Here is a 24,530-nt window from a genome sequence, read left to right as displayed (position 1 = left end):
TGCTAGTCATCCGCAGATAGCGGTGTAACAGGCAACAGCATTAGCGGGGCAGGCTTGGGTGGCAGACGATGACGTTGCACCTGCCACCAGGTCGGTAACAGTTTGCGAATGGCTGGTTGATTGAAACGGTCATCAATCAAATAGACCACGCCGGTGTCTTGTTGGGTCCGAATCACCCGGCCAGCGGCCTGCACGACCTTTTGCATGCCGGGGTACAGGTAGGTGTAATCAAACCCCCGGCCGAACATGGTTTCCATGCGGTCACGAATCTGCTCATTGATCGGGTTGATCTGCGGTTGGCCAAGTGTGGCAATGAATGCCCCGATCAGCCGGTCGCCTGGCAAATCAATCCCTTCGCCAAATGCGCCGCCCAATACGGCAAAGCCAATGCCCTGGCTGCTGTGTGTGAAGCGGTCGAGAAAGCCCTGTCGTTCGAATTCGTCCATCTTGCGCGACTGTTGCCACACGGGGATGTCCGGGTGCGCCGCCTTGAGTGCGCGAACGGCATGTTGCAGGTAGTCGTAGCTGCTGAAAAATGCCATGTAATTGCCGGGGCGCTGATTGAACTGGGTCGCGATCAGATGGGCAATCGGTGCCAATGAACTGGGGCGGTGCGCGTAGCGGGTGCTGAGGTTACTGATGGCCTGAACTTGCAATTGCTCGGCAAGAAACGGCGACTCAACGTCTATCCAAGGCGTTTCAGCGGGTAAACCAAGCAGGTCTGCATAGTAATTGGCCGGGCTGAGTGTGGCCGAGAACAGGGTGCTGCTGTGCGCGGCTGAAAAACGTGGCGCCAGGAAAGGCGCCGGAACGATGTTGCGAATGCACAGGGTCGATACACCTTTGCTTTCGTCGCGGCTGATGTCGAATAGCGAGTGCGGGCCGAATGCTTCGGCCAGGCGGCAGAACAGCATGGCGTCAAGGTAGAACTCGAGCAGTTGGCCGTCGTTGCCGGTGGGGTTCGCGGTGAGGTGATCGGTGAGTGAACTCACGGCTTTTTGCAGGGCCATCAGGAATAACTCAGGTGCCAGCGGATACACCTGATAGGCCTGCTCCTGATCATCATGCAGTTGCTGCCAGTGCCGCGCTACCCGCGCCAACGGGCCTTTTAAGGACGGCGGCGCTGAACGGCGCAGCAGGTTGAAGTGGCCCTGATCCAGCTCGGCGGTGTACATGCCGCGCGCGCGCTCAATCAGGTTGTGCGCCTCGTCAATCAGCAGCGTTACCCGCCATTCATTGAGCAGCGTCAGGTGATGCAGCAGGCCGCCCATGTCGAAGTAGTAGTTGTAGTCTCCGACCACCACGTCCGCCCAGCGGCATAATTCCTGACTCAGGTAATAGGGGCATATCTGGTGCGCTCGCGCCACATCCCGCACGCGCTGCTGATTGAGCCATTGGCCATCCAGAGCGGCCTTGCGCGCCGCAGGCAGGCGATCATAAAAGCCTTTGGCCAGCGGGCAGGATTCACCATGGCAGGATTTATCCGGATGCTCGCAGGCCTTGTCGCGGGCGACATGCTCAAGCACACGCAAGGGCATGTCGGTCTGTTGGCTGCGCAATGTTTCCAGCGCATCAAGGGCCAGACGGCGGCCGGGTGTTTTCGCAGTGAGAAAGAACAGCCGGTCGATATTTTTCTCGGCGAATGCCTTGAGTTGCGGAAACAGCGTGCCCAAGGTTTTACCGATGCCGGTGGTGGCTTGCGCCATGAGCGCGTGGCCGTCGCGTGCGGCGCGATACACGGACTCGGCAAGCTGGCGCTGGCCTGCACGAAATTGCGCATGCGGAAATTTCAGCTCCTGCAAGGCCTTGTCGCGTTCAATGCGGTGCGCCGCCTCGTATTCGGCCCAGACAATAAAGCGCCGGCACTGCAACTCAAAGAAGTCGCGCAGTTCCTCACGGCTGCAATGCAGGTGAAACGCGGTTTCGTGCTGGGTGAGTACGTTGTAATACACCACCGCGATATTGATCGACTCGAAGCCGCGCTCCTGACACAACAGCCAGGCATAAACCTTGGCTTGCGCCCAGTGCAGCAGGCGATGGTTTTCCGGTATGCGACTGATGTCGCCGCGGTGCGTCTTGATCTCTTCGAGGCGATGTTCTTCCGGGTCATAGCCATCAGCGCGGCCGCGCACGCGCAGGCCGGGATACTCGCCGCTCAGCGGCAATTCCGCCTGATAATAAGCCCCACGGCGGGCAACGACGATGGCGTGGCCGGTCATGCCTTCCTGCGCGGTGGGCGAGGGCGTGAAACGCAGGTCGAGATCACCCTCCTTGGCGGTGAACTCGCACAGCGCACGTACGGCGACCTGATACGTCACGCAGCGGCCCATTGCACATAACAGACATCCACCGGCATGCCATGCTCACTGCAAAAGCTCAGCCAGCGGATTTGGTTGTCCTGCAAGCGATCACCCGGCCCTTTGACTTCGATCATTCGGTAACGGCGCTCCTTGGGCCAGAACTGAATGAGATCAGGCATGCCCGCGCGATTGGCTTTAATGTCTTGCAGCATGCGCCTGAACCACGCGCGAAGGTGTTCGGTGGGCAGGCACAGCAGAGCGTTTGTGAGCAGCGCTTGATCGAGAAGCCCCCAGAACACGAAAGGCGACTGGGTGTTGAGCTTATTGGCGAAGGTGCGCTGAATTTTCTCGATGTAAGCATCGGAGTCCAGCAGGCCAATGGACTCATCGAACAGCGCTTGGCGCCGTGTATAAAAGTCCGGGCTGTGCAGGTCAACCGGCGCACTGTGGAATGGATGAAAGAATGCGCCACTGATCGGCGCAAACACCGCTTCCCAGCAGAGCAGCCCGAACAGGCTGCTGATGAGCCCGTTCTCTACATAGAAAACTGGCGCATCCGCGCTGCTGAAGTGCTCAAGCACAGCGGTTTCGACACTGCCCGAGTCAGGCTTGGGCAGTATCAGGTCGATCCGGTTGACCGGCGCAGTCGTGGGCTTGCAGGCTTTGGGCAGGCCGAGTTGGCGGTTGAGGCGGGTGAGAATGCGTTCGACGTTCTGCGCCTCGGCGGCGGACTCCGGCGCGGCGCTGGCGAGCAAGGCAAGCTCATGCGCCGCCGCTCTTTGTTCCAGGCGCTCAAGTACGCGGATATGGCGCAACCGTGCGCCTGGATAGTGGCACTGGCGATACACAGCCAGTGCGCCAGCCCAGTCGCTTTCGCGTTCCAGTTGCTGCGCCAGCCGGTAACTGAGCTTGTCGCGGCGGGCCAGCAAAAAGGCATTGTCGTACGGCTGCTGGTGAATCAATGCCAGTACTTCAGCCACAGGCAGGCCGGCATCGAACTGCTCGCGGCAATGGCTCAGGTGCAGATACGCATCGACATCGCTGCGCTGGCGGAACGCCCGTGAGTCTGGCGTCAGCTCAACGGGCTCGTAGCGGAATATACCCAGATCGGCGAGCACGAACTCGGTCCAGTCCTGATGCAGATTGCCGAAGAACATCAGGCGGAAGCGGTCGCACATCTCACTGATGGTCAGGCTGAAAACGGCATCGGCAAGTGTCGGGCACCAGTTTTTGAACGGGCTGGAATGCGGGTAATTGGCCTGCAGATATTCGAGCAGTTCGGTTTTTGCGGCTGTTTTGCGGCAGGGGCCGGTATCGAGGTGTTGGAAGATTTCATCTTTGCGCAGCAGATTGCTCAGCGTGTCGATGTCCATCTCGGCCGCATCAGTGATCCAGCCTTTGGCCAGCAATGGGCGGGCGGCTGTGAGCGTGTCGCCAATTTCGTTGTAGTTAAGTTTACTGGCGCGAAAGTGCTCGCCCTTGCGCATGATCATCCTCACCAGCAGCGCTTGTGCGGCCAGTGGCTGATCAAAGAAGTCGTCTATGAACTCGCTTTCAGCCGTGAGCAGCAGATCAGCGTAGCGCGTCTGCAGCCAGTTCAGGGCTTGGTGGAAGTTCGACAGGTAATAGAATTCGGGGTCGAGCGTGGGGCGCATGAGATTGCCAGGTACTGTTTGCATATACAGATATCAGGCCCGGCGCATCACTGCAATCTGAAGTTGATAAACGGCCGCTGCAGAACAGCGGCCGTAGCCTGCGCTGTCGGCCATATTGCGGGCTGACAGCGCATCACTTCTCAGCGGGTCTTAGTTGTCATAACCAAGGTTCGGTGCCAACCAGCGCTCGGTTACGGCCAGATCCTGCTGCTTGCGTTCGGTGTAGCTGTCGACTTGGTCCTTGTCGATCTTGCCGACAGCAAAGTACTGCGCCTGTGGGTGGGCGAAGTACCAGCCACTGACCGAAGCGGCCGGGAACATCGCATAGTGCTCGGTGAGGAACACGCCGCTTTGCTGGTTATCGTTGAGCAGGTCGAACAGGGTGCCTTTCTCGGTGTGATCCGGGCACGCCGGATAGCCGGGAGCAGGGCGGATGCCTTTATAGGCTTCTTTGATCAGGTCTTCGTTGCTCAACTGCTCTTCCGGGTCATAGCCCCAGTAGTTCGTGCGCACTTGCTGGTGCAGCCACTCGGCGCAGGCCTCGGCGAGGCGGTCTGCGAGTGCCTTGACCATGATCGAGTTGTAGTCGTCGCCCGCGTCCTGATAAGCCTTGGCCACTTCTTCGGCGCCGATACCGGCGGTGGGAATGAACCCGCCGATGTAGTCGGTAACGCCAGATTCTTTTGGCGCGACAAAGTCGGCCAGTGACATGTTTGGCTTGCCGTCGGGCTTGATGGTCTGCTGGCGCAGGTGATGCAGTTTGGCTAACGGCTGGCCGTCATCGCCATACAGTTCAAGGTCGTCATCGGCCACCTGATTGGCTGGCCAGAAGCCAAGCACAGCGCGGGCGCTGATGAGTTTTTCGTCGATCAGTTTCTTGAGCATTTCCTGGGCATCGGCAAACAGCGTGGTCGCTGCTTCGCCCACCACTTCATCGGTGAGGATGCGCGGGTATTTACCGGCCAGATCCCACGAGATGAAGAACGGCGTCCAGTCGATGAATTCGGCCAACACCGACAGGTCGATGTCTTCGAGTACCTTGACTCCGGTGAAGGTCGGCACGGTTGGCTGGTAGCTGGCCCAGTCGAACTGCGGCTTCTTGGCCACGGCCTCGCTGTAGCTCAAACGCTCGGTGCGCGCGCTGCGATTGGCCGTACGCTCACGCACAATGGCGTAGTCGTCGCGGGTGTTCTGGACAAACGCGGCTTTCAGCTCCTTGGACAACAGCTGAGTGGCCACACCCACTGCGCGCGAGGCGTCGGTGACGTAAACCACGGCGTCGTTCTGATACTTCGGCTCGATCTTCACAGCCGTGTGCGCTTTGGAGGTGGTTGCGCCACCGATCATCAACGGCAGGGTAAAGCCCTGGCGCTGCATTTCACGGGCAACGTGGACCATTTCGTCAAGCGACGGCGTGATCAGGCCGGACAAACCGATAATGTCGCACTTCTCGGCAATCGCGGTTTGCAGGATTTTCTCGGCTGGCACCATCACGCCCAGATCGACAATATCGTAGCCGTTACAGCCGAGGACCACGCCGACGATGTTCTTGCCGATGTCGTGCACGTCGCCTTTAACCGTGGCCATCAAAATCTTGCCCTTGGCTTCTGGCTTGTCGCCTTTTTCCGCTTCGATGTACGGGATCAGGTGCGCAACGGCCTGCTTCATTACACGGGCCGACTTAACCACCTGTGGCAGGAACATTTTGCCCGAGCCGAACAGATCGCCAACGATGTTCATGCCGCTCATCAGCGGGCCTTCGATGACCTCGATCGGGCGCGCACACTGCTGGCGGAATTCTTCGGTGTCTTCGACGATGAACGCGGTGATGCCTTTGACCAGTGCGTGCTCAAGACGCTGTTGCACAGCAAAGCTACGCCACTCTTCGGTCTCGGCCTCTTTTACGCTGCCGTCGCCTTTGTATTGGTCGGCCAGCGCCAGCAAAGCGTCGGTGCCGTTGGCGGTGCGGTTGAGCACAACGTCTTCAACAGCGTCACGCAGCTCTTTCGGGATCTGATCGTAAATCTCCAACTGACCAGCGTTAACGATACCCATAGTCAGGCCATTCTGGATCGCGTAGAACAGGAACACCGAGTGAATGGCTTCACGCACCGGGTTGTTGCCACGGAAGGAGAACGACACGTTGGACACGCCACCTGAAGTCAGCGCGTAGGGCAGGTTGTCGCGGATATAAGCGCAGGCGTTGATGAAGTCGACCGCGTAGTTGTTGTGCTCTTCGATGCCGGTGGCAATGGCGAAGATGTTCGGGTCGAAGATAATGTCTTCCGGCGGAAAGCCGACCTCATCGACCAGAATATCGTAGGAGCGTTTGCAGATTTCTTCCTTGCGCGCCTGCGTGTCAGCCTGGCCGTCTTCGTCGAAGGCCATTACCACAACTGCGGCGCCATAGCGTTTGCACAGCTTGGCGTGCTGCTTGAACTGCTCAACGCCTTCTTTCATCGAGATCGAGTTAACGATGCCCTTGCCCTGAATGCACTTGAGGCCGGCTTCGATAACTTCCCATTTCGACGAGTCGATCATGATCGGCACGCGCGAGATGTCGGGCTCGCCGGCAATCAGATTGAGGAAGGTGACCATCGCCTTCTTCGAATCGAGCATGCCTTCGTCCATGTTGATATCAATCACCTGAGCCCCGGCTTCAACCTGTTGCAGGGCAACTTCGAGGGCTTCGGTGTAGTTATCTTCACGAATCAGGCGGGCAAACTTGGCCGAACCGGTGATGTTGGTGCGCTCACCGACGTTAACGAACAGCGAGTTACGGTCGATGGTGAACGGCTCAAGGCCCGACAAACGACAGGCCTTAGGGATGTCCGGCAGCGGGCGCGGCGGGTACTTGCTCACTGCCTCAGCAATGGCTTGAATGTGGCCCGGCGTGGTGCCGCAGCAGCCGCCGACAATATTGAGGAAACCCGCCGCAGCGAATTCTTCAACCACTGCCGCCATTTCAGCCGGGGTTTCATCGTACTCACCGAAGGCGTTCGGCAGGCCCGCGTTGGGGTGCGCCGAAACGTGGGTTTCAGCCTTATTGGAAAGCTCTTCGAGGTACGGGCGCAGGTCTTTTGCACCGAGTGCGCAGTTCAGGCCGACAGAAATGGGTTTGGCGTGGCGCACCGAGTTCCAGAACGCTTCCGTGGTCTGGCCCGAAAGTGTGCGGCCAGAGGCGTCGGTGATGGTGCCTGAGATCATGATCGGCAGCTCAATGCTCATCTGCTCGAACACTTCCTGTACGGCAAAAATGGCCGCTTTGGCGTTGAGTGTGTCGAAGATGGTTTCGATCAGGATCATGTCCGCGCCGCCTTCAATCAGCGCGCGGGTGGCTTCCACGTAGTTTTCGACCAACTCGTCGAAGGTGACGTTACGGTAGCCGGGGTTGTTGACGTCCGGTGAAATCGAGCAGGTGCGGCTGGTTGGGCCGAGTACGCCGGCAACGAAGCGCGGGCGATCCGGCGTCTCCAGGGTCTTGGCATCAGCTACCTGCCTGGCCAGACGCGCCCCTTCAAAGTTCAGCTCATACACCAGCTCTTCCATGCCGTAATCGGCCTGGGATACGCGGGTGGCGTTGAAGGTGTTGGTTTCCAGAATGTCGGCGCCGGCATCCAGATACGCTTTCTCGATAGCACCGATCACATCCGGGCGGCTGAGGATCAACAGGTCATTGTTGCCCTTAACATCCTGGCCCCAATCGGCAAAACGCTCACCGCGATAATCCTCTTCCTCGAGCTTGTAGCTCTGGATCATGGTGCCCATGCCACCATCAAGAACCAGAATGCGTTCTTGCAGCGCAAGCTTGAGAGCGTTAATGCGGGCGTTGGAATCAGACAAGGACATCGAGAGCTACCTGAGAAAAGCCAAAACAAAAGAGGCGCCATGATAGCAAAGTTGCGCCGATTTACAGCGCAATGACTTTTGCATGAATTTTGCTCATGTTGGCAAATTGGCTCTCGCGCCTTATAAGGCGCTAGAATCGCTGCGTCCGCTATTCAAGGAAAAGAAATATGCAGGCTCGCACACTGCTTAGTGCTTGTTTATCGTTCATCAGCCCGTTTTTGGCGGCGCAGACGATCTCCTACACCGAAGACATCCAACCGATTTTCACCCACAGCTGTGTGGCCTGCCACGCCTGCTATGACTCACCCTGCCAGCTCAACTTGGGCAGCGGCGAAGGGGCCGAACGCGGCGCCAACAAGGTGCCGGTTTATGATGGCGGGCGTAAGAAGGCCGAGCCGACCAGTCGTCTGTTTTATGACGCTCACAGCGTTGCCGAGTGGCGTGATCGCGATTTCTTTTCAGTGCTGGACAAGAACGGCAGTCAAGCCGCGCTCATGTCGCGCATGCTCGAACTCGGGCATGCCAAACCCCTGCAAGCCAACAGCAAGCTGCCGGACGACCTCGATATCAGTATCGAGCGTAAGAATCAGTGCCCGGCTCCCGGTGAGTTTGCTGATTTTGCCACCAAGTTTCCCGGCGTTGGCATGCCGTTCGCCGTTACCGGCTTGAGCGATGCCGACTACAAAACCCTGCAGGCGTGGTTGGAGGCAGGGGCGCCAGTAGATCAACAACCCCTAAAGGCCAGCGCAGCCGAGCAGCAGCAGGCCGAGCAGTGGGAAGCGTTCTTGAATGCCGAGGGAGACCGCGAGCAGCTGGTCTCGCGCTGGCTGTATGAACACACCTATCTGGCGCACCTGTATTTCAACGGTGCCGAGGGCGGTCATTTCTTCCAGTTGGTGCGTTCACGCACGCCGAGCGGTCAGCCGATCGACATTATCGCGACCCGCCGACCCAATGACGACCCTGGCACCAAGGTGTATTACCGCTTGGCGGTGGTGCAGGACGTTATCGTGCACAAGACACACATAACCCTGAGCCTGAATCCGCAGAAGCTGGCGCGGGTTAAAGAGCAGTTTCTCGGCGGTGACTGGAAGGTCACTAACATGCCAGGCTATGGTGGGCTGCACCGCTCCAACCCATTCGACACCTTTGCTGATCTTCCGGCCGATGCGCGTTACCAGTTCATGCTCGATAACGCCGAATATTTCGTGCGTACATTCATCCGTGGCCCGGTTTGTCGCGGGCAGATTGCCACTGATGTGATTCGCGATAATTTCTGGGTGGTGTTCCAGGACCCGCAACACGACTTGTACATCACCGACCAGGAGTATCGCGAGCAGGCTACGCCATTGCTGGCATTGCCGGGGCAGTTCGATAACATCGGCGACATGGCAGGTCTGTGGCGCAATTACCTGGCCAAGCGCAATGAATATGAAGAACTGCGACTGGACAGCTACGCCGATGCACCGAATCCAAGTTGGGCGCATATCTGGGCCGGCAACGAGAATGCCTTGCTCAGCGTATTCCGCCAGCACAACAGCGCATCGGTGCGCAAAGGCCTGATAGGCGAGGTGCCGCAAACCCTGTGGTGGATGGACTATCCGCTGCTTGAGCGGACCTATTATCAACTGGTGGTCAATTTTGACGTGTATGGCAATGTCTCGCATCAAGCGCAGACCCGCCTGTACTTCGACCTGATCCGCAACGGCGCTGAACAGAACTTTTTGCGTTTGATGCCGGCGGACAACCGTGAAGCCATCCTTCACGACTGGTACCAGAACAGCGGCAAGATCAAGTTGTGGCTTGATTATGAAGGCATCGATACCGATACCCCGACCGCACTCAATCTGGATCCTGCGAAGCCTAAAGCCGACTTCGTGAGCCAATTGCTGACGCGTTATGACAGCCTCAATGCCAGCCCCGACCCGATTAACCGGTGCGACGGTGCGCATTGCTCGCGGAAGGATCTTTCAGCCGAATTCCAGCGGGCAGAACAGGCCTTGTCACGGCTGACCAATAAGCCTGCGGCGGCGCTGAAGGTCATTGATCAGTTGCCCGAGGCGAGCATGATCCGTGTCGAACAAGTGGACGGCCAACGCGTGGTTTACAGCCTGTTGCGTAACCGTAGGCACAGCAACGTCGCCTTCATGCTGGGCGAAGAGCTGCGCTATCAGGAAGGGTTGGACACGCTCACGGTGTATCCGGGTGTCTTGAGCAGTTATCCGAACTTCATTTTCAACGTCAAGGCGAGCGATGTGCCGGTGTTTGTTAGCGCTCTGGAACATGTGAAAACCCAGCAAGAGTTCGAGAAAAACGTGGTTAAACAGTGGGGAATACGCCGCACCAATCCGCACTTCTGGGATTACTTCCACGATCTGACGGCCTACATCAGAGAGACCCAGCCGAAAGAGGCCGGGGTGCTTGATATGAACAGGTACAAGAACTTGTAGGAGCAGGGCGCGGGGCTGGTTGAGTTCTGTAGGAGAATTCAGCCAGCTCTGTACGATTCATTGGCAATGGCGTGATGGTGAAGGGCGCTTATTTGGGCGTCAGATCAATCAAGAGCAGATCGCGTGCAGTCCTTGGGGCGCTATGACGGAAGCCGCGATGCGGATTCCATCCTCCGGCACGAAGTCAAACAGGCATATTTACCTTTCAATCCAGCCGGCAACTGCCTGATAAGGCTGCAGCTGCCCTGGCTGATTGATCCACGCAACAATCGCCTGACGCTTACCTTGCTCGTTGGGGTACAAGCGTGTCGACCAGTTCAGCGGCTGTTTGGCCGCCACCTGCTGCAGCGACAACACAACAAAATCATGGTGCAGTAGTTTGCCGGCGTTCTCGCCGCGAACCACTTTGCTGTCCAGATCAAAACCCAGACGCGCGACATACGCGATCATGTCGGTTGGCGCGGTAGTTTGCGGCTTGAACGATAACTCGACGTTATCTTTGTCCAGCTTCAGGTCCAGCACCCCAACAGCCTGGCCTTTTGCGACGGGAAGGGCCTTGTTCTCGAACCAGCCACGCCACTCCTGTCCGGCGAGCATGAAGCCTGGCGTGTAAACCGCACGGGCACTGCCGATTTGCGCATAACCACGCTGGCGCGCGCTGTACGCTGGATTGGCGAAGCGGTCTGCCCAGCCGAGCTGGTCCCAGTAATCGACATGGAACGCCAGCGGTATAAAATCGCGCCACAGCCCTGGCTGATCAACAAGCTGACTCAGCCACGCCTCCGCTGGCGGGCATGAGCTACAGCCTTCAGAGGTGTAAACTTCAAGCAGCGCAGTGCTGGTTTCGCCGCTGCTGTAATGCACAGCGGCCGCAGAATAGGCCGCTGAACCCAAGGCCAGCACTGCAAGCAGCGACGAAAGGGCCGTTTTCATACAGGTTTTCTCGAATTGGATATCCGTTTGATAGAGAGCGTGCTCGCGCGATTGTTACACTGAAATTAACCTGACTTTTTTACTCGGGCTTTATCCCGCAAGGCAGGTTGGCGTACACTGGATGCATGTTTGTGAGGAGTTGCCATGAGCACTATTACTATTACTGATGCGGCACACGATTATCTGGCTGACCTGCTGAGCAAGCAGAGCACTGACGGCATAGGTATTCGGGTGTTTATTACCCAACCGGGTACGCAATACGCTGAAACCTGCATAGCCTATTGCAAGCCGGGCGAGCAAAAGCCTGAAGACACTGCAATTGGCCTGGCCTCGTTCACTGCGTGGATCGACGCTGTCAGCGAGCCATTTCTGGAAGATGCCGTGGTTGATTACGCCACGGATCGCATGGGCGGCCAGCTAACCATCAAGGCACCAAATGCCAAGGTGCCGATGGTTAACGAAGACAGCCCGCTCAACGAGCGCATCAACTATTACCTGCAAACCGAGATCAACCCGGGGCTTGCCAGCCACGGCGGTCAGGTCAGCCTGATTGACGTCGTTGACGAAGGCATCGCGGTTCTGCAGTTCGGTGGCGGCTGCCAGGGCTGTGGTCAAGCTGACCTGACGCTCAAAGAAGGCATCGAGAAAACGCTGCTGGAGCGTATCCCCGAGCTTAAAGGTGTGCGTGATGTGACCGACCACAGCAACAAGGAAAATGCTTACTACTAACAGTAGGCAGGCCTCGTTGATGTGCAAAAGGCGCCCTTTGAGGCGCCTTTTTTGTTGAAGCGGGCAGCTGCGGTCTGCTGCGCAAACAGCTATGGGTTAGTCGTAGCACTCAATTCGGTCACGGCCATTGCGCTTGGCGCGATACAGCGCGATATCGCTGCGTGACAGCGAAACTTCGACTTTATCGTCTGATGGTGTGATCGCTGCGATACCGACACTTACGGTCATGTGAATCGCTTGCCCGTCGTGGATCAGAGGTGCGCTTTTCAGCTCCTCTTGCAGGCGCTCGGCGAACTTGGCGGCTTTTGGGGTATCGGCATTGCTGAGCACCACAGCAAACTCTTCACCGCCAAGCCGGCCAGCTGTGTCGGAGATACGCAGTTGGGCGCGCAGCAGTTTGGCGAAATGGCGCAACACCTGATCACCCACGGTATGGCCCCACTGATCGTTGATCTTTTTGAAGTGATCCAGGTCCAGCATCAGCAGGGCGGCGCCGTGCTCGGCTTTGCGTTGCACGTTGTTGAGTTCGGCTTCGAGCTGCACCAGAAACCAGCGTCGGTTTGAAAGCTGGGTGAGTGAGTCGGTGGTGGCAAAGACCTGCAGTTCAGCCTCGATGCTCTTGTGGGGGCTGATATCGGCAATGAAACCGTGCCACAGCACGCTGCCGTCCGGCATTTGCTTGGGCCGCGCATCACCTTGGCGCCAGCCCACCCCACGGCCGGGAATCAGCACGCGGTATTCATAGTGCCAAGGCGTAAGATCTCGCGTGGTGCTGTCGAAGGAGTGCAGGTATCCCGCGAGATCCTGCGGGTGAATCGTGCTGCGCAAGGCGTGTGGATCACTCAGCAGTTGCTCAGGGGTTACGCCGAACAATTCGTAGCTGCCCGCGCTGACGTAGGTAAACCGCAGGTCGCCGTCGGCGCTGCGTTGAAACTGGAAAGCCATTCCCGGAATTTCATCGGTGAGATCAGTGAGCAGAGTGGCGGTTTTCCGCGACTGCTCACTCAGCTCGTGTTTCGAAGTGATGTCGGTCGTTGTGCCGACCATGCGCAGTGATTCACCCGCCGCATTACGTTCGACCACCTTGCCACGGCTGCATACCCACTTGTAGCTGCCATCTTTGCAGCGTATCCGGTGCTCAACTTCGTACTCACCGGTGCGATGTTGCAGGTGATCGGCTATGGTCGCTTTAACATAGGCCAGGTCATCCGGATGCACGCGGGTATAACTTTCTTCGATGCGGTTACCAATTTCATGGTCGGCATAGCCGAGCAATGCTTTCCAGCCGCTCGAATAGTAAATCTCGCCGCTGAGCACATTGCGGTCCCAAACACCGGTTCCGCTGCCGGAAATGGCCAGCGCCATGCGCCGCTCACTGTCGCGCAGCGCCTCAAGTTCCTGCGCTTGGCGGGCGATTTGCGCTTCTTGCTCAAGAAACTGCGCTGCAAAGCGGGCGACGACCAGCAGGCTGGCATGTTGCGCCGCATCCAGAACATAAGGCTCGTCGTGCAGCAAACACAGAACCCCGAGCAACTCACCTTCAACCGCGCGCAGCGGGCAGGCCGCAATGAATCTCAACGAAGGTGACTCGGCGAGCGCTGCACGGTTTATCCGGGCATCAGACTGAGCATCTGTAACGGTTAAAATGCTGTCGGTGGTGTTCAGGGAGGAGGTTAGGCTATTGAGCAGCAAAGCAGTGCTTACAGGGGCTCCGTCGAGCGCGCGGGATATCAGATGGGCGCCTTTGCCCACCGATATCAGTGCGGACTTAAGCCCGAGCTGTTGGCGAAGAAGACGGACCATACTGCTTAGCGGGTCATCGTTGGCGCTATCGAGCACCGCAAAATCACTCAGTGACTGCATTTACACTCTACTTCACCGAACAGAATTAGCCGGCGGACTATACGCGGGGTGGTAAGCCTGTAGTCTAACTATAGTGGCCCTGTGCTGTCATAGCCCACAATCAATAATATCAAGTTCCTGCACGGCCTATACAGCGATCTCTCAGGCTGTGCTTTTAAAGCAGGAACCGACATGTGTAAGGCGTACCGATGATTGAGATGGACTGGCTTGTCAGTCATATGCAGCACAGCGATCGACTGGCGCAGTGGTTGTATGAGCAATTCAGCTATGAATATGCCGGGCAGAGCCTAGGCGAGTGGCAAGCCGAGTTTGCCGATGGCCAGACCAATGGCGACTGGCTGACCCTGATTGCCCATGAGCACGGGCAGTTGCTGGGCAGCGCTGCATTGGCGACGAATGATTTGCAGCAGCGTGCAGATCTCGGGCCGTGGTTGGCGTGTGTTTTTGTGGCGCCCCATGCGCGCGGGCGTGGCCTGGCGGCAGAGCTGGTGGCAAGGATTTGTGCAGCAGCGCAAGCGCAAGGCGTCGAGCGCTTGTATCTGCACACCCACGACCGCCAAGACTACTACGCTGCGCGCGGATGGACGGCGCTGGAGAGTTTTCAGGCCTGGGGTTCGAGCCATTGCTTGATGGCCCGTGACCTCATGTGATGGTTGAGTTTATGAGCCCGACAGCTGCGCTTTGCCGCCGCGTACCGGCCAGAGCATCATCAGTGCGAGGATAATCAGCGGCAGCATCCCGATATTCACCGCCCCCCAGCCAAGGCTGTTTATCAGTGCTCCCGAGGCAAATGAGGCGATGGCGGCGACACTGCCATTGCTCAGCTCCATCAAGCCTTGTGCATGGCCACGTTCATGGGCTGCGTAGCCTTGTGCGAGCAATGTGGTGCCCGCGACCAGCATCAGGTTCCAGCCGACGCCCAGCAGTACTGAGCTGATCATAAAGTACGCCTGGCCAATCCCGCTGAAACCGATGCCGGCACTGGCTAACAGAATCAACGCGCCGAGCACCGCCACCGTCAGGCTGCCAAGTTTGTCGACCAAAGGGCCGGCAAAAAATGCGGGCAGGAACATGCCAAGCAAATGCCACTGAATTACCTGTGTGCTTTGCTCGATTGCAAATCCACACATCTGCATGGCCAGTGGCGTTGCGTTCATGACCAAAATCATCAGGCCGTGGGCGACTGCGGTCGTGGTTATCGCCGCCCGAACTATGGGCCGCGTGAGCAGCTCGCGCATAGCGCCAAAGCCGCCGGGCGCGGGGGCAATGAGGCTGCCGCCCGCCAGCTGCGAGAGAATCAGTCCTGCGCCTGCCGCCAGCACAGCAACCAGCAGGTAGGCGCCGACAAAGGGTGCGCTGATGAGAGTTTTAGACAACTGCATCAGGCTCGGTGCAATCAGGGCGGCGACCACGCCACCGGCAATGACGTAAGCTGTGGCACGGCCTTTTTCTGACTCACTCACAGCTTCCAGCGCGGCAAACCGATAAAACATTGAAGACGCCTGATACGCACCAGTTGGCAATGCGCCTAAGCACAGCAAGGTGAAATCCCCCAGCCATACACCCAGTGCGCTGATCAAGCCGCCAACTACACCGCAGGCGGCGCCCAGCATGAAGCCTGCGCGCCGGCCCCTGCGTTGCATGAACACCGATAACGGCTGTACAGCCAGTAAGTTTCCGAGCACCAATAACGCCAGCGGCAGGGTCGCGAGGATATTCAGCGGTGCCAGCTGCAGGCCGATCAGCGCAGTCAGGGTAATCCCGACCATCGCGCAACTCCAATACAGGGCCTGGCAAATAAACAGGCGCAGCACAGTGCGGTTTTCAAGGAGCAACATGGGTCTCAACCTTAGATTCAATCGTATTGATGCGGGCTGTTTTGCACCGGTAATCGGCACGTCATTTGGTAGCGTGGACGCGTGTGGTCGAGGCCGGAAAGCGCTGGGTTTTCTCGCTTGGGCGGCGCGGGCGACGCACCAGTTCACCGGCGCAGTTAGGGCATTTGCCGTTGAGCGTGGTCTGCGCACAATGCGCGCAGAACGTGCACTCGAACGAGCAGATCAGTGCGTTGTCGGCATCGAATGGCAGGTCGCAATCGCAGCATTCACAGTTAGGGCGTAGTTCGAGCATGTTGACTCCGGGTACGGTCGGTTAAGTTGCTGATTAATGGCTGGCCAGCTGACGCGCTCCAAAGCGCTCGGCGTACTCTTGCGGGCTCACTGCCAGATGCTTGTGAAAACTGCGGCGCAGGTTTTCCGGGTGGCCGAATCCTGCGAGCCGCGCGACGGTGCTGATTGATACATGGCCGGCGCCAAGCAGATTGCGCGCAGACTCGACTCGCACTTGCTCGACATAACGGCCAGGGCCGACGCCCAACTCCTGGACAAACAGGCGTGACAGCGTGCGCGGGCTCATGTGCGCCTGCTCGGCAAGTGTCTCGAGTGAAAGATCGGCGTTGAGGTTGTGCGGTATCCATTCAAGCAAGGCAGCCAGCCGGGGCACCCGGCTAGGCTCGGGCGTTAACAGGGCGCTGAACTGGCTCTGGCCGCCGGGCCTGCGCAAGAACATCACCAACCGCCGGGCCACAGCCAATGCCATTGGCCGTCCCAGATCGGCTTCGATCAAAGCCAGTGCAAGATCAATCCCGGCGGTAACGCCCGCCGATGTAAACAGGTGCGCCGAGCCGTTGAGGTCTTGCGGGTCGTAGGTATGCAGTTGGTCCGCGCTAACTTCGACTTGCGGATAGCGGCTGCGCAAGGTGTCGATATCGGCCCAATGCGTGGTTGCCTTGCAGCCATCCAGTAATCCGGCAGCGGCCAGAATCAATGCGCCCGAGCAGACAGAACCAAGCCTGCGGATGTGCGGCTCGCCGTCCGCAAGCCAATTGAGCAACTTCAGGTTGGCACATTGCGCTGTCTCGCCAATTCCGCCTGGTATCAGCAGGGTGTCCAGTGAGTTTGGGGGTGTGTCTGCCAACGCTTGATCGGCGACGATAGCAAAACCGGCCGATGTAGTTACCGGGCCAGGGGTTTGCGCCAATACGGTGATGCGGTAATACGCCGGCAAACCCTGACGCTGGCGCTCTACGTTGGCGGAGGCAAAGACTTGCAGCGGCCCGGTAACGTCGAGGCTCATGACGTCCGGATAGATCAGGCAGGCAATTGTTTTGAGCGAGTCCATTGGCAACCCCGAATGAGTGTTGGCAACAGTTTGCGCTCAGAGAGAGGCTGGCAACAAGGTCAATAAACCCACAGATATTGCCAAATACAGCGAATGAACGAGGGAAGGTGGAGCAGGGCGCGTGTGCGTTCAGGCACGCGCCCTTGTTGGCTTATAGCCATTTGCAGCGCGGAATTACTCCGGCATGCTCCACGGGGCTAGCGTATAACCCTGACGGCTGAGTTCTTCGCGTGAAGCGATCAGTGCCTGAGCCAGTTGGGCAGGGTCACTGTAAGTCAGGCTCGACAGCTGGGTGCGGTTGAGTGCACGGGTGCTGGTGCGGTCGATAACAGTGAGCGAGATCGCGTCAGTGCCATTTTGTGGTGACCAGGCCACGCATTGAAAAGGTTGAAAAGCGCGGTCGGCAATCAGCAGAGCTTCGTTGAAACGCAGTGGAGCATTCATGGGTCGGTTCTCCGAGTAAATCCCAGTATTCCTAACGGCCAGGCGGTGCAGCGCGCCGCATTGACCAGTTATAGGTGTTGATGACTTGAGTTGACCAAGAAGTCACATACGGGTTCGGAAAAATCCTGAGAATTCAATAAAAAAGTGAAATGAATTGATCCAGCGCAATAAAACAGGTGTTTTAAGGGAGTTTCTAGCTAATCACACCATGGGTTTCACTGGCTGAACCGTTCAATTCAGGGGTGTTATCTGCTCTGCAAGCTTGCCTGTTTCCACCAATTCGAGGAACTCATCGCCCAGCCGCTGGCTCTCGCTCATGGCTTTGCGCCAGTAGCGTTCACGGCCCAGGTCGTCGCCCAAAAACCGTTTGAAGTCTTTGCGATCCGGCAACTTGGCAAACGGCAGGCTCGCCAGATACGCCGGCGACGGCGCAAGCAGCAATACATCCTGCATGCGCGACGCATCGGCACGCCGCCACGGCATGGTCTTGTCGAACCAGCCGGGAATCACCCGGTCGGTGAAGTGCGGATACAACACGATGTCTTCGCCCTGAAAAGGCAGGTCAAGGTGATAGTCGAGCAAGCCGCCATCACGATAGGTACCGGCGCCAGCGCCCGGAATGTCGCGCACGCCTTCCATTACCAGAGGAATCGAGCCGGAGGCCAGCAAGGCATGGCGCAGGTTGTCGATATCCAGTGGCAGGTAGCGCGACGGGAAATCGGTCAGTGGCAGCAGCGGCGGCGGCAAGCGGGCGTCGTGCATGATCAGTCGCTCGAAATGGCGCGACAGTCGTGCACGGCCGAGCATGTTGTTGCCGATCACCGCGCCCAGCCCCAGCCCGAGTGAGCGCGGCTGATCCAGTGCGAGCAGGCCATGGCTTTTGACCACGAGGATATTCAGTCGGTAATTCGGGTTGTCGAGTACCGCTTGGTCCTGGCCGTCGAACAATTCATCGAGCATTTGCCGGCAACTGGCGGACACTTGCGCCATGGTCACGCCTTTGGCGAAACGCTGCGAAGTGTATAACTCGCCAAGCCGGCGAATGCCTTGTGCGGAATCCGGCAAGCAGGCGCTGGCAAATCGCCAGGAACCTATCGATGCACCGATCAGCGAGCGTTGGCGGGGCGCACGTTGCAGCCAGTCGCCGAACAGGGCCAGATCCAGCCCTTGAATGCCTAGTGCTTTGGGGCCGCCCGCCGCACCCGGAATAATGCCGACATCGGCAGGTTGCAGCCCTTGCTGGCGAATTTTGTGCAAGGCGCGATGACCTGCTTTGAGGGTCAATGCCCGGGATTTGATATGAATGGCGCTCATGCGTGTTCTCCAGCCGATGGGCGATTATAGAGCGCAGAGCGAGCAGGCCAAGTGACTTCAGCTGGTGAATGGCCGCTTACAAGCCTGCTTGCTGATGATCCGGCTATTTTCAGCTTCAATTAAGTCAATGCCCATAGTGTTGTTTCGAAGCTAAACGAATATATGGGTATCAATATGAAAAGTCTTATTGCAGTCATGGTGGTCGCGCTGGTTCTGGCCGTCGCTGGCATGGCTCAGGCACGCGTACTGAGTGCCGGTGAGACCCAGCATTTACTCGAGACCGGCACCATTCGCCCGCTGGAGCAATTGCATCAGGCCGTGCAAGACCAGTTGCCGGGAGCGCGAATTGGCCGGGGCAGTGTCGAGGAAGCCTATGGAAAATATCGCTATAAGGTTGAAGTTAAAGATGAAAAGGGTGTTGGCTGGGCTCTGACGCTGGACGCCACTGATGCACAGTTGATTGACCAAGTGCCGGACGCCTCATGAAATCCGTTGTCTTGTGCAGTGCATTAGTCGTGATGACGTTGGCCATGGGCGCACACGCCAAAGACCTGGATCAGGACGAAGCCCTCAGGCTGCGCCGTGAAGGTGTCATAATGCCGCTTGAACAGTTGATGCAACCCGCCTTGCAGCGTTATCCGATGGCGACGTTATTAGGTGCAGAGCTTGAGGATGAGCATGGTGTGCTGGTCTACGAAGTCGAGTTGTTGACGCAGGAAGGTGTAGTGCGCGAACTGGATCTGGATGCCCATAACGGGCAAATCCTGAAGGATGAGGAAGACGACTGAATGCGTTTGCTATTGGTTGAAGATCATGTGCCGTTGGCCGACGAGTTGGTCGCCAGTTTGAGCCGCCAAGGCTATGCAGTTGATTGGCTGGCGGATGGCCGTGATGCCGCGAGCCAGGGCGCAGTTGAGCCCTATGATCTGGTCATTCTCGACCTCGGCCTGCCCGGCAAACCGGGGCTTGAGGTCTTGCAGGAGTGGCGTGCCGCAGGTTTGGGCATGCCGGTGCTGGTGCTGACTGCGCGCGGTTCATGGTCTGAGCGCATCGAAGGCCTCAAGGCTGGTGCCGACGATTACATGAGTAAACCTTTCCACCCGGAAGAGCTGCAATTACGCATTCAGTCATTGCTGCGCCGTGCACATGGGCTGGCTAACCAGTCGCATATCGAAGCCGCCGGCCTGCGCCTTGATGAGAGCCGCCAATGCGTGCATCGGGGCGACGAGGAAGTCGATCTGACCGCTGCCGAATTCCGCCTGTTGCGCTATTTCATGCTGCATCCGGGACGAATTCTGTCGAAGAGCCACCTTGCTGATCATCTATACGACGGCGAGAGTGAGCGCGACTCCAACGTGATCGAGGTTCACGTCAATCACCTGCGCCGTAAGTTGGGCCGCGATGCCATCGAGACGCGACGTGGTCAGGGCTATCGGTTCACAGGTGATATGGCTTGAAGTCGATCCAGCGCCAGTTAAGTATCGGCCTGATCGCCATGTTGCTGGTCGTCGGCCTGCTACTGGCCCAGACCAGCGTGTGGCTGTTTGATAAAAGCCTGCGCAGCTACCTGCAATCCGGCCTCGAAGATGAGGCGCAAACCCTCTTGCTGGCGCTGGTGCGCGGCCCGGAAGGAATACTGCTCGACTCAACCCGGCTCAGCGCTTCCTACCAGCGTCCATACTCTGGCCATTACTTTCGCATTGATGCGCCAGGGCAAACTTGGCGTTCACGTTCACTGTGGGACAGCGAACTGAAGCCCTCCAGCACGCCCGGTTTACAGCAGGCCTTGGGCGACGGCCCGCAAGCGCAGAAACTGCTGACCTATCGCGGCGATTATCAGCGCTTCGGCAAGCCGCTTTCGATCTACGTAGCCGAGGACTACACGCCGGTTCTCAAAAGCGTCAGGCGTGTTCAGCAGATCGGTTTGGCAATGGGCATTGCCGCGCTGTTCGTGCTGTTGTTGCTGCAACGCTGGCTGGTGCACCGTGCGTTACGCCCACTTGAGCAGACCCGCAAACAGATCGCCCAATTGCAGCAAGGGCAACGCGCCGAGCTGGATAACGAGGTGCCGGAAGAACTGCTGCCGCTGGTAGGTCAGATCAACCATCTGTTGGCCCATACCGAAGAAACCCTCAAACGTTCGCGCAACGCACTGGGCAATCTCGGCCACGCCATGAAAACCCCGCTGGCGGTACTGTTCAGTCTGGCTTCGCGTGAGGAGCTGGTGCAGTTACCCGAGATTCGCAAGAATCTTGAAGATCAGCTCGAGCAGATAGAGCAGCGCATGGGCCGGGAGTTGGGTCGTGCGCGGTTAGCCGGGGATGTATTGCCGGGTGCCTATTTCGACTGCGATCGCGAACTGCCAAGCCTGGTTTCGACACTTGCGATGATTCACCGGCGCGATATCAATCTGCAGTGGCACGCCAAACCGGGTTTGCGACTGGCGCGTGATCGCGAAGACGTGCTGGAGCTGCTGGGTAACTTGCTCGACAACGCCTGCAAGTGGGCCAACAGTCAGGTTGAACTGCGCATCGAGACTACGGCGCAGGGCTATTGCATTTGGGTCGATGATGACGGCCCCGGAATTGCCGAAGAGAAACGCAGTGAAGTGCTTAGCCGCGGCATTCGGCTGGACGAACAAGTTAGCGGCCACGGCCTTGGGCTGGGCATTGTGCGCGATATTGTCGAGGCCTGGGGCGGGAGCATTGAGCTTGAGCAAAGTGACCTCGGCGGTTTGCGCGTACAGATCACGCTGCCGATTCGTCCGCATATTTAATACCGCCCAAAGCACAACGCCCGATGCACTGCACCGGGCGTTGTTGTTTGTGGCGGATCAGGTTCAGACGCGGAACTGATCCATCAGGCCTTGTTGTTGATTGGCCAGCCGGTTGAGGTTCTGGCTGACCTGCGCACTTTCGTCCGCTTGCAGGGTGATCGACTCGGTGACATCGCGAATCGAGGCCACGTTGCGGTTGATCTCTTCGGCCACCGAGCTTTGCTCTTCGGCGGCGCTGGCGATTTGCAGGTTCATGTCGGTAATCACACTCACCGCCTGACTGATGCGTTGCAGCGCGGCTACTGCTTGCTCGACCTGCAGCACGCTGCCCTGAGCCTGGCGATGGCTGCTCTGCATGGTGTTGACCACCTCACGGGTGCCGCCTTGCAGGTTCTCGATTACCTGACGAATTTCTTCGACTGAGTCCTGCGTGCGGCGCGCAAGATTGCGCACCTCATCGGCGACGACTGCAAAACCACGACCGGCTTCACCGGCGCGCGCCGCCTCGATAGCTGCGTTGAGCGCGAGCAGGTTGGTTTGCTCGGCAATCGAGCGGATCACTTCAAGCACCGAACCGATTTGTTCGCTGCTGGTGGCCAGCCCTTCGACTTCTTCCATGGCCACGCTCATCTCATTGGCCAGCAACTCGATGGAGGAGGTGGTCTGATTGATCACGCCCAGACCTTCGTGTGTCGCCTGATCAGCGCTACGGGCCGCATCGGCTGCCTGTGCCGCGCTTTGCGCGACGTCATGCGCAGTTGCGCTCATTTCCTGGAAGGCTGTGGCCACCTGATCGACTTCACGAAACTGTTGCTGCATGCCCGCGCTGGTCTGGCTGGCAATCGCCGCAGACTGGTCGGCTGTGCCGCGCGCATCCACCACGCTGTGTTTCACCTCGGCAATGATCGGCTGCAACTTGTCGAGGAAACGGTTGAACCAACCCGCCAACTCACCCAGCTCATCGGCTTTGTTGTAGGTCAGGCGGCGCGTCAGATCGCCTTCGCCCGAGGCAATATCCTTGAGCATGTTGGAAACGCCGCGGATCGGTTTAGTCACACCCAGCGCGGTCAGCCAGACCAGCCCCAGACCAACCAGTATCGCGACCAGACCAATTAACAGCGAAACGCTGCTGTCTGTGGTGCTGCGCGTGTCGAGCTGTTGTTCCAGTTCGAGTGCTGGTGCCTGTAGCACCTTTTGCGGCACTTCAATCAGCACGCTCCAGTTGCCGGCCTCCGGGATCGGCTTGAACGGCGCAACCACGCGCAAGGAATCACCGTGGTTGAGCGTCGCGGCCTGACCGTTATTGATCAGCGGCAGCAGCTCGGCGGCTTGCTGCGGATAAGCCTCGGCGACTTTTTTGCTGAGCATGCCGGCATCTTTACTGTGCCCGGCGAGGAATGCTGAAGGGCTGAAAATACTGATATTGGCGGTGCCGTCATACAGGCTTGAGCTGGCATCGGTGCTGAGTTTTTGCAGGCTGTCGAGGCTGATGTCCAGGCCCATCACACCAATGACTTTGCCGTCGAGAAACAGCGGAAAAGCGATGCTGGTCATCAGCACCTGCTTGCCTGCCACATCATCAAAGTAGGGCTCAAGCACACAGGCCTTGGCGGTGTCGCGCGGGCAGGTGTACCAAGTGTTGTACGGTGCGCCGCTGGCCCCGATTTCGGTGTTGTTGAGCTCGGTTTCAGTCATTGTGCTGGACTCAAGCTCGCCAGGCGTTGGTTGTGACCAGTAAAGCGAGAAGCGGCCCTTGTCGTTGCTGCCAAGCTCAGTCTGCTCGGCAAACAGCTCATCCTTGCCATCCAATGCATTTGGTTCGAATACCAGATACAACCCCAGAATCGACGGGTTGGCTTCAAGGCTGTTGCGCACTTGGCGCGTCATGTCTTCGCGCAGGTCAAAGGCGTCGAGAAAGCGCTTGTTGGCTTGATCACGCAGAAACAGCACCTGGCGGGAAAAACCGTGGCCGTACTGATAGGCATCCATGAAGTAACGCTGAATGCGGATTGCCTGCAGTTCGGCGCGGGATTCCAGACGCTTCTCGGCGCTTTCCCTGAGCATTTCGCTGCTTGAGGTGCGGACAAATTCGGCAGTGCGATTGCTTTGCAGCATGGACGCGCTGACCAGCAAGACCACCACGGCAAACAGGCAAAGACCTGCCAGCAAGGTGATTTTCAATTGGATGGAGAGCCGACGGAACAGCATGGAGGCACCTTTGGGTTTATCTCTGGTTACCCCATCTATCGGCTAGGTATGTCTATTCTTTACAGAAAAGTGAAGCGCTACAGCGATTTACCTCACTTTTCCGTAGTTAAACCGTTGGCCCGTTCACATGCCGTTGGTGAAGGCCGGGTTGGCAAAGCTGATGCTCTCGCGCACAGGCTTAAGTGCTTCGGCGTATTTGCACAGAATATCCAGTGCATAGTCGGCGCGTTGGCGGATGCGTTCGTCCGCGTCGCTGGCCGCGTGGCCCTCATTCATCAGCGCCTCGACGTTACGCACGATCAGGTGTTCGGGCAGGTAGCACAGCCGGCAATTCTTGTAGCTTGAGGCGCGCAGTTCAGCAATGGGATAGGCGCCGCCGATGCCGGACGAAACGCCGACCAGCAGGCCCGGCTTATGCGCCAATTCGGTTTTGCTGGCAAAGATGAAGAAGTTCTTGATCGCCGGGCAGGCCATGCCGTTCCACTCCGGCGCAACCACCACCAGCGCATCACAGGCTTGCAGGCGTTGGCTGTATTGCGGCCAAGGCCCCGGATTTTCACTTGGCCAGAGCGGCAGAGGCGCTTCTCCAAGGTCGAGCACGCTGCAGATGGGTTCGGCTGTGTGGCCGAGTTCGATCAGTCGTTGTTGCAGATGGCGGGCGACTTTTGCTGATTGGCTGTTGGCACGGCTGGAACCGGCAACCAGAACGATGTTGAGCATGACAGGTCCTTTGAGAGGGAATTCTGCAGGCTAACCAGCAATGCGCGGGCGGGCAATGGCTTGCTGCAGGTCATGGGATTAGCGATGGTGTTTTGACAGCACCGGTTGC

The 24,530-nt window shown here is 58.2% G+C and carries 18 protein-coding genes and 2 pseudogenes; 7 read left to right on the top strand and 13 right to left on the bottom strand.

Going from position 1 to position 24,530, the window contains the following annotated elements; all coding sequences use genetic code 11:
* Nucleotides 1-2: 2 nt before the first annotated feature.
* From PMYSY11_RS11675 to metH, 3 genes are all read right to left on the bottom strand, one after another.
* Nucleotides 3-2,330: an ATP-dependent DNA helicase gene (locus tag PMYSY11_RS11675; RefSeq protein WP_420830061.1), complete on the bottom strand. Its 2,328-nt coding sequence runs from the start codon at nt 2,328-2,330 to the stop codon at nt 3-5.
* On the bottom strand, nt 2,315-3,979 hold the full coding sequence (locus PMYSY11_RS11670) for a VRR-NUC domain-containing protein (RefSeq protein ID WP_150549276.1): 1,665 nt from the start codon (nt 3,977-3,979) through the stop codon (nt 2,315-2,317). Before PMYSY11_RS11670 ends, PMYSY11_RS11675 begins: the two co-directional genes overlap by 16 nt.
* 126 nt (nt 3,980-4,105) lie before the next feature.
* Nucleotides 4,106-7,804 carry a methionine synthase gene (gene metH, locus PMYSY11_RS11665; RefSeq protein WP_204881710.1) on the bottom strand — a complete coding sequence of 1,233 codons (3,699 nt, stop codon included), beginning with the start codon at nt 7,802-7,804 and terminating at the stop codon, nt 4,106-4,108.
* A 167-nt stretch (nt 7,805-7,971) separates the two neighbouring features.
* Here metH and PMYSY11_RS11660 point away from each other — a divergent pair, with 167 nt between their 5' ends.
* Complete coding sequence (locus PMYSY11_RS11660) at nt 7,972-10,254, top strand: fatty acid cis/trans isomerase (protein WP_150549274.1); 2,283 nt, start codon at nt 7,972-7,974, stop codon at nt 10,252-10,254.
* Nucleotides 10,255-10,452: 198 nt separating this feature from the next.
* On the opposite strand, the gene PMYSY11_RS11655 is transcribed toward PMYSY11_RS11660, so the two are convergent.
* Nucleotides 10,453-11,187, bottom strand: a complete 735-nt coding sequence (locus PMYSY11_RS11655; RefSeq protein WP_150549273.1) for a DUF1223 domain-containing protein — start codon at nt 11,185-11,187, stop codon at nt 10,453-10,455.
* 144 nt (nt 11,188-11,331) lie between these two features.
* Between PMYSY11_RS11655 and nfuA the strand changes: the two genes are divergently transcribed.
* Nucleotides 11,332-11,916, top strand: a complete 585-nt coding sequence (gene nfuA / locus PMYSY11_RS11650) for a Fe-S biogenesis protein NfuA (protein WP_069900234.1) — start codon at nt 11,332-11,334, stop codon at nt 11,914-11,916.
* A gap of 96 nt (nt 11,917-12,012) precedes the next feature.
* Here the strand turns inward: nfuA and PMYSY11_RS11645 are convergent, their stop codons facing one another.
* Nucleotides 12,013-13,779, bottom strand: a complete 1,767-nt coding sequence (locus PMYSY11_RS11645) for a diguanylate cyclase (protein ID WP_239655478.1) — start codon at nt 13,777-13,779, stop codon at nt 12,013-12,015.
* A gap of 188 nt (nt 13,780-13,967) precedes the next feature.
* On the opposite strand from PMYSY11_RS11645, the gene PMYSY11_RS11640 reads away from it, so the two are divergent.
* Complete coding sequence (locus tag PMYSY11_RS11640; protein ID WP_150549272.1) at nt 13,968-14,429, top strand: GNAT family N-acetyltransferase; 462 nt, start codon at nt 13,968-13,970, stop codon at nt 14,427-14,429.
* 9 nt (nt 14,430-14,438) lie between these two features.
* Here the strand turns inward: PMYSY11_RS11640 and PMYSY11_RS11635 are convergent, their stop codons facing one another.
* The 5 genes from PMYSY11_RS11635 to PMYSY11_RS11615 all read right to left on the bottom strand — a co-directional run bounded on the left by PMYSY11_RS11635 (nt 14,439) and on the right by PMYSY11_RS11615 (nt 18,717).
* Nucleotides 14,439-15,614, bottom strand: a complete 1,176-nt coding sequence (locus tag PMYSY11_RS11635) for an MFS transporter (RefSeq protein WP_239655596.1) — start codon at nt 15,612-15,614, stop codon at nt 14,439-14,441.
* Nucleotides 15,615-15,678: 64 nt separating this feature from the next.
* Nucleotides 15,679-15,909, bottom strand: a complete 231-nt coding sequence (locus PMYSY11_RS11630) for a DUF1272 domain-containing protein (protein ID WP_090512052.1) — start codon at nt 15,907-15,909, stop codon at nt 15,679-15,681.
* Nucleotides 15,910-15,942: 33 nt separating this feature from the next.
* Nucleotides 15,943-16,959 (bottom strand): GlxA family transcriptional regulator, encoded by a 1,017-nt coding sequence (locus PMYSY11_RS11625; protein ID WP_150549270.1) that lies wholly within the window; start codon nt 16,957-16,959, stop codon nt 15,943-15,945.
* Nucleotides 16,960-17,133: 174 nt separating this feature from the next.
* Nucleotides 17,134-17,403, bottom strand: a complete 270-nt coding sequence (locus tag PMYSY11_RS11620) for a hypothetical protein (RefSeq protein WP_069900240.1) — start codon at nt 17,401-17,403, stop codon at nt 17,134-17,136.
* 231 nt (nt 17,404-17,634) lie between these two features.
* Entirely contained in the window at nt 17,635-18,717 is a 1,083-nt protein-coding gene (locus tag PMYSY11_RS11615; RefSeq protein ID WP_150549269.1) for a patatin-like phospholipase domain-containing protein, read from the bottom strand.
* A 174-nt stretch (nt 18,718-18,891) separates the two neighbouring features.
* On the opposite strand from PMYSY11_RS11615, the gene PMYSY11_RS11610 reads away from it, so the two are divergent.
* Genes PMYSY11_RS11610 through PMYSY11_RS11595 form a run of 4 tightly spaced genes read left to right on the top strand, consistent with a single transcriptional unit; the run spans nt 18,892 to nt 21,493 of the window.
* On the top strand, nt 18,892-19,203 hold the full coding sequence (locus PMYSY11_RS11610; RefSeq protein WP_069900389.1) for a PepSY domain-containing protein: 312 nt from the start codon (nt 18,892-18,894) through the stop codon (nt 19,201-19,203).
* Nucleotides 19,200-19,505, top strand: coding sequence for a PepSY domain-containing protein (locus tag PMYSY11_RS11605; protein WP_069900242.1), 306 nt, complete (start codon nt 19,200-19,202; stop codon nt 19,503-19,505). Before PMYSY11_RS11610 ends, PMYSY11_RS11605 begins: the two co-directional genes overlap by 4 nt.
* Nucleotides 19,506-20,174, top strand: coding sequence for a response regulator transcription factor (locus tag PMYSY11_RS11600; RefSeq protein ID WP_150549268.1), 669 nt, complete (start codon nt 19,506-19,508; stop codon nt 20,172-20,174). It abuts the gene before it with no gap.
* On the top strand, nt 20,171-21,493 hold the full coding sequence (locus PMYSY11_RS11595) for an ATP-binding protein (RefSeq protein ID WP_090512036.1): 1,323 nt from the start codon (nt 20,171-20,173) through the stop codon (nt 21,491-21,493). Before PMYSY11_RS11600 ends, PMYSY11_RS11595 begins: the two co-directional genes overlap by 4 nt.
* A 63-nt stretch (nt 21,494-21,556) precedes the next feature.
* Here the strand turns inward: PMYSY11_RS11595 and PMYSY11_RS22140 are convergent.
* The 3 genes and pseudogenes from PMYSY11_RS22140 to PMYSY11_RS11585 all read right to left on the bottom strand — a co-directional run.
* Nucleotides 21,557-22,072 (bottom strand): annotated as a pseudogene (locus PMYSY11_RS22140) (methyl-accepting chemotaxis protein); the annotation flags it as partial.
* 342 nt (nt 22,073-22,414) lie between these two features.
* Nucleotides 22,415-23,380, bottom strand: a pseudogene (locus PMYSY11_RS22135) (PDC sensor domain-containing protein); the annotation flags it as partial.
* A 444-nt stretch (nt 23,381-23,824) separates the two neighbouring features.
* Nucleotides 23,825-24,421, bottom strand: a complete 597-nt coding sequence (locus tag PMYSY11_RS11585) for an NADPH-dependent FMN reductase (RefSeq protein WP_069900246.1) — start codon at nt 24,419-24,421, stop codon at nt 23,825-23,827.
* Between the last annotated feature and the right edge of the window lie 109 nt (nt 24,422-24,530).

It is taken from the genome of Pseudomonas marincola (assembly GCF_900682675.2).
Lineage (GTDB): Bacteria > Pseudomonadota > Gammaproteobacteria > Pseudomonadales > Pseudomonadaceae > Aquipseudomonas > Aquipseudomonas marincola.
The sequence above is the reverse complement of the archived record's forward strand: the minus strand, read 5'-3'. Positions and strand labels throughout refer to the sequence as shown.

Bases quoted from the DNA above. Each gene is read 5' to 3' on its own strand.
- PMYSY11_RS11675 (WP_420830061.1), bottom strand. From the start codon at position 2,330: ATGGGCCGCTGCGTGACGTATCAGGTCGCCGTACGTGCGCTGTGCGAG.
- PMYSY11_RS11670 (WP_150549276.1), bottom strand. From the start codon at position 3,979: ATGCAAACAGTACCTGGCAATCTCATGCGCCCCACGCTCGACCCCGAA.
- metH (WP_204881710.1), bottom strand. From the start codon at position 7,804: ATGTCCTTGTCTGATTCCAACGCCCGCATTAACGCTCTCAAGCTTGCG.
- PMYSY11_RS11660 (WP_150549274.1), top strand. From the start codon at position 7,972: ATGCAGGCTCGCACACTGCTTAGTGCTTGTTTATCGTTCATCAGCCCG.
- PMYSY11_RS11655 (WP_150549273.1), bottom strand. From the start codon at position 11,187: ATGAAAACGGCCCTTTCGTCGCTGCTTGCAGTGCTGGCCTTGGGTTCA.
- nfuA (WP_069900234.1), top strand. From the start codon at position 11,332: ATGAGCACTATTACTATTACTGATGCGGCACACGATTATCTGGCTGAC.
- PMYSY11_RS11645 (WP_239655478.1), bottom strand. From the start codon at position 13,779: ATGCAGTCACTGAGTGATTTTGCGGTGCTCGATAGCGCCAACGATGAC.
- PMYSY11_RS11640 (WP_150549272.1), top strand. From the start codon at position 13,968: ATGATTGAGATGGACTGGCTTGTCAGTCATATGCAGCACAGCGATCGA.
- PMYSY11_RS11630 (WP_090512052.1), bottom strand. From the start codon at position 15,909: ATGCTCGAACTACGCCCTAACTGTGAATGCTGCGATTGCGACCTGCCA.
- PMYSY11_RS11625 (WP_150549270.1), bottom strand. From the start codon at position 16,959: ATGGACTCGCTCAAAACAATTGCCTGCCTGATCTATCCGGACGTCATG.
- PMYSY11_RS11620 (WP_069900240.1), bottom strand. From the start codon at position 17,403: ATGAATGCTCCACTGCGTTTCAACGAAGCTCTGCTGATTGCCGACCGC.
- PMYSY11_RS11615 (WP_150549269.1), bottom strand. From the start codon at position 18,717: ATGAGCGCCATTCATATCAAATCCCGGGCATTGACCCTCAAAGCAGGT.
- PMYSY11_RS11610 (WP_069900389.1), top strand. From the start codon at position 18,892: ATGAAAAGTCTTATTGCAGTCATGGTGGTCGCGCTGGTTCTGGCCGTC.
- PMYSY11_RS11605 (WP_069900242.1), top strand. From the start codon at position 19,200: ATGAAATCCGTTGTCTTGTGCAGTGCATTAGTCGTGATGACGTTGGCC.
- PMYSY11_RS11600 (WP_150549268.1), top strand. From the start codon at position 19,506: ATGCGTTTGCTATTGGTTGAAGATCATGTGCCGTTGGCCGACGAGTTG.
- PMYSY11_RS11585 (WP_069900246.1), bottom strand. From the start codon at position 24,421: ATGCTCAACATCGTTCTGGTTGCCGGTTCCAGCCGTGCCAACAGCCAA.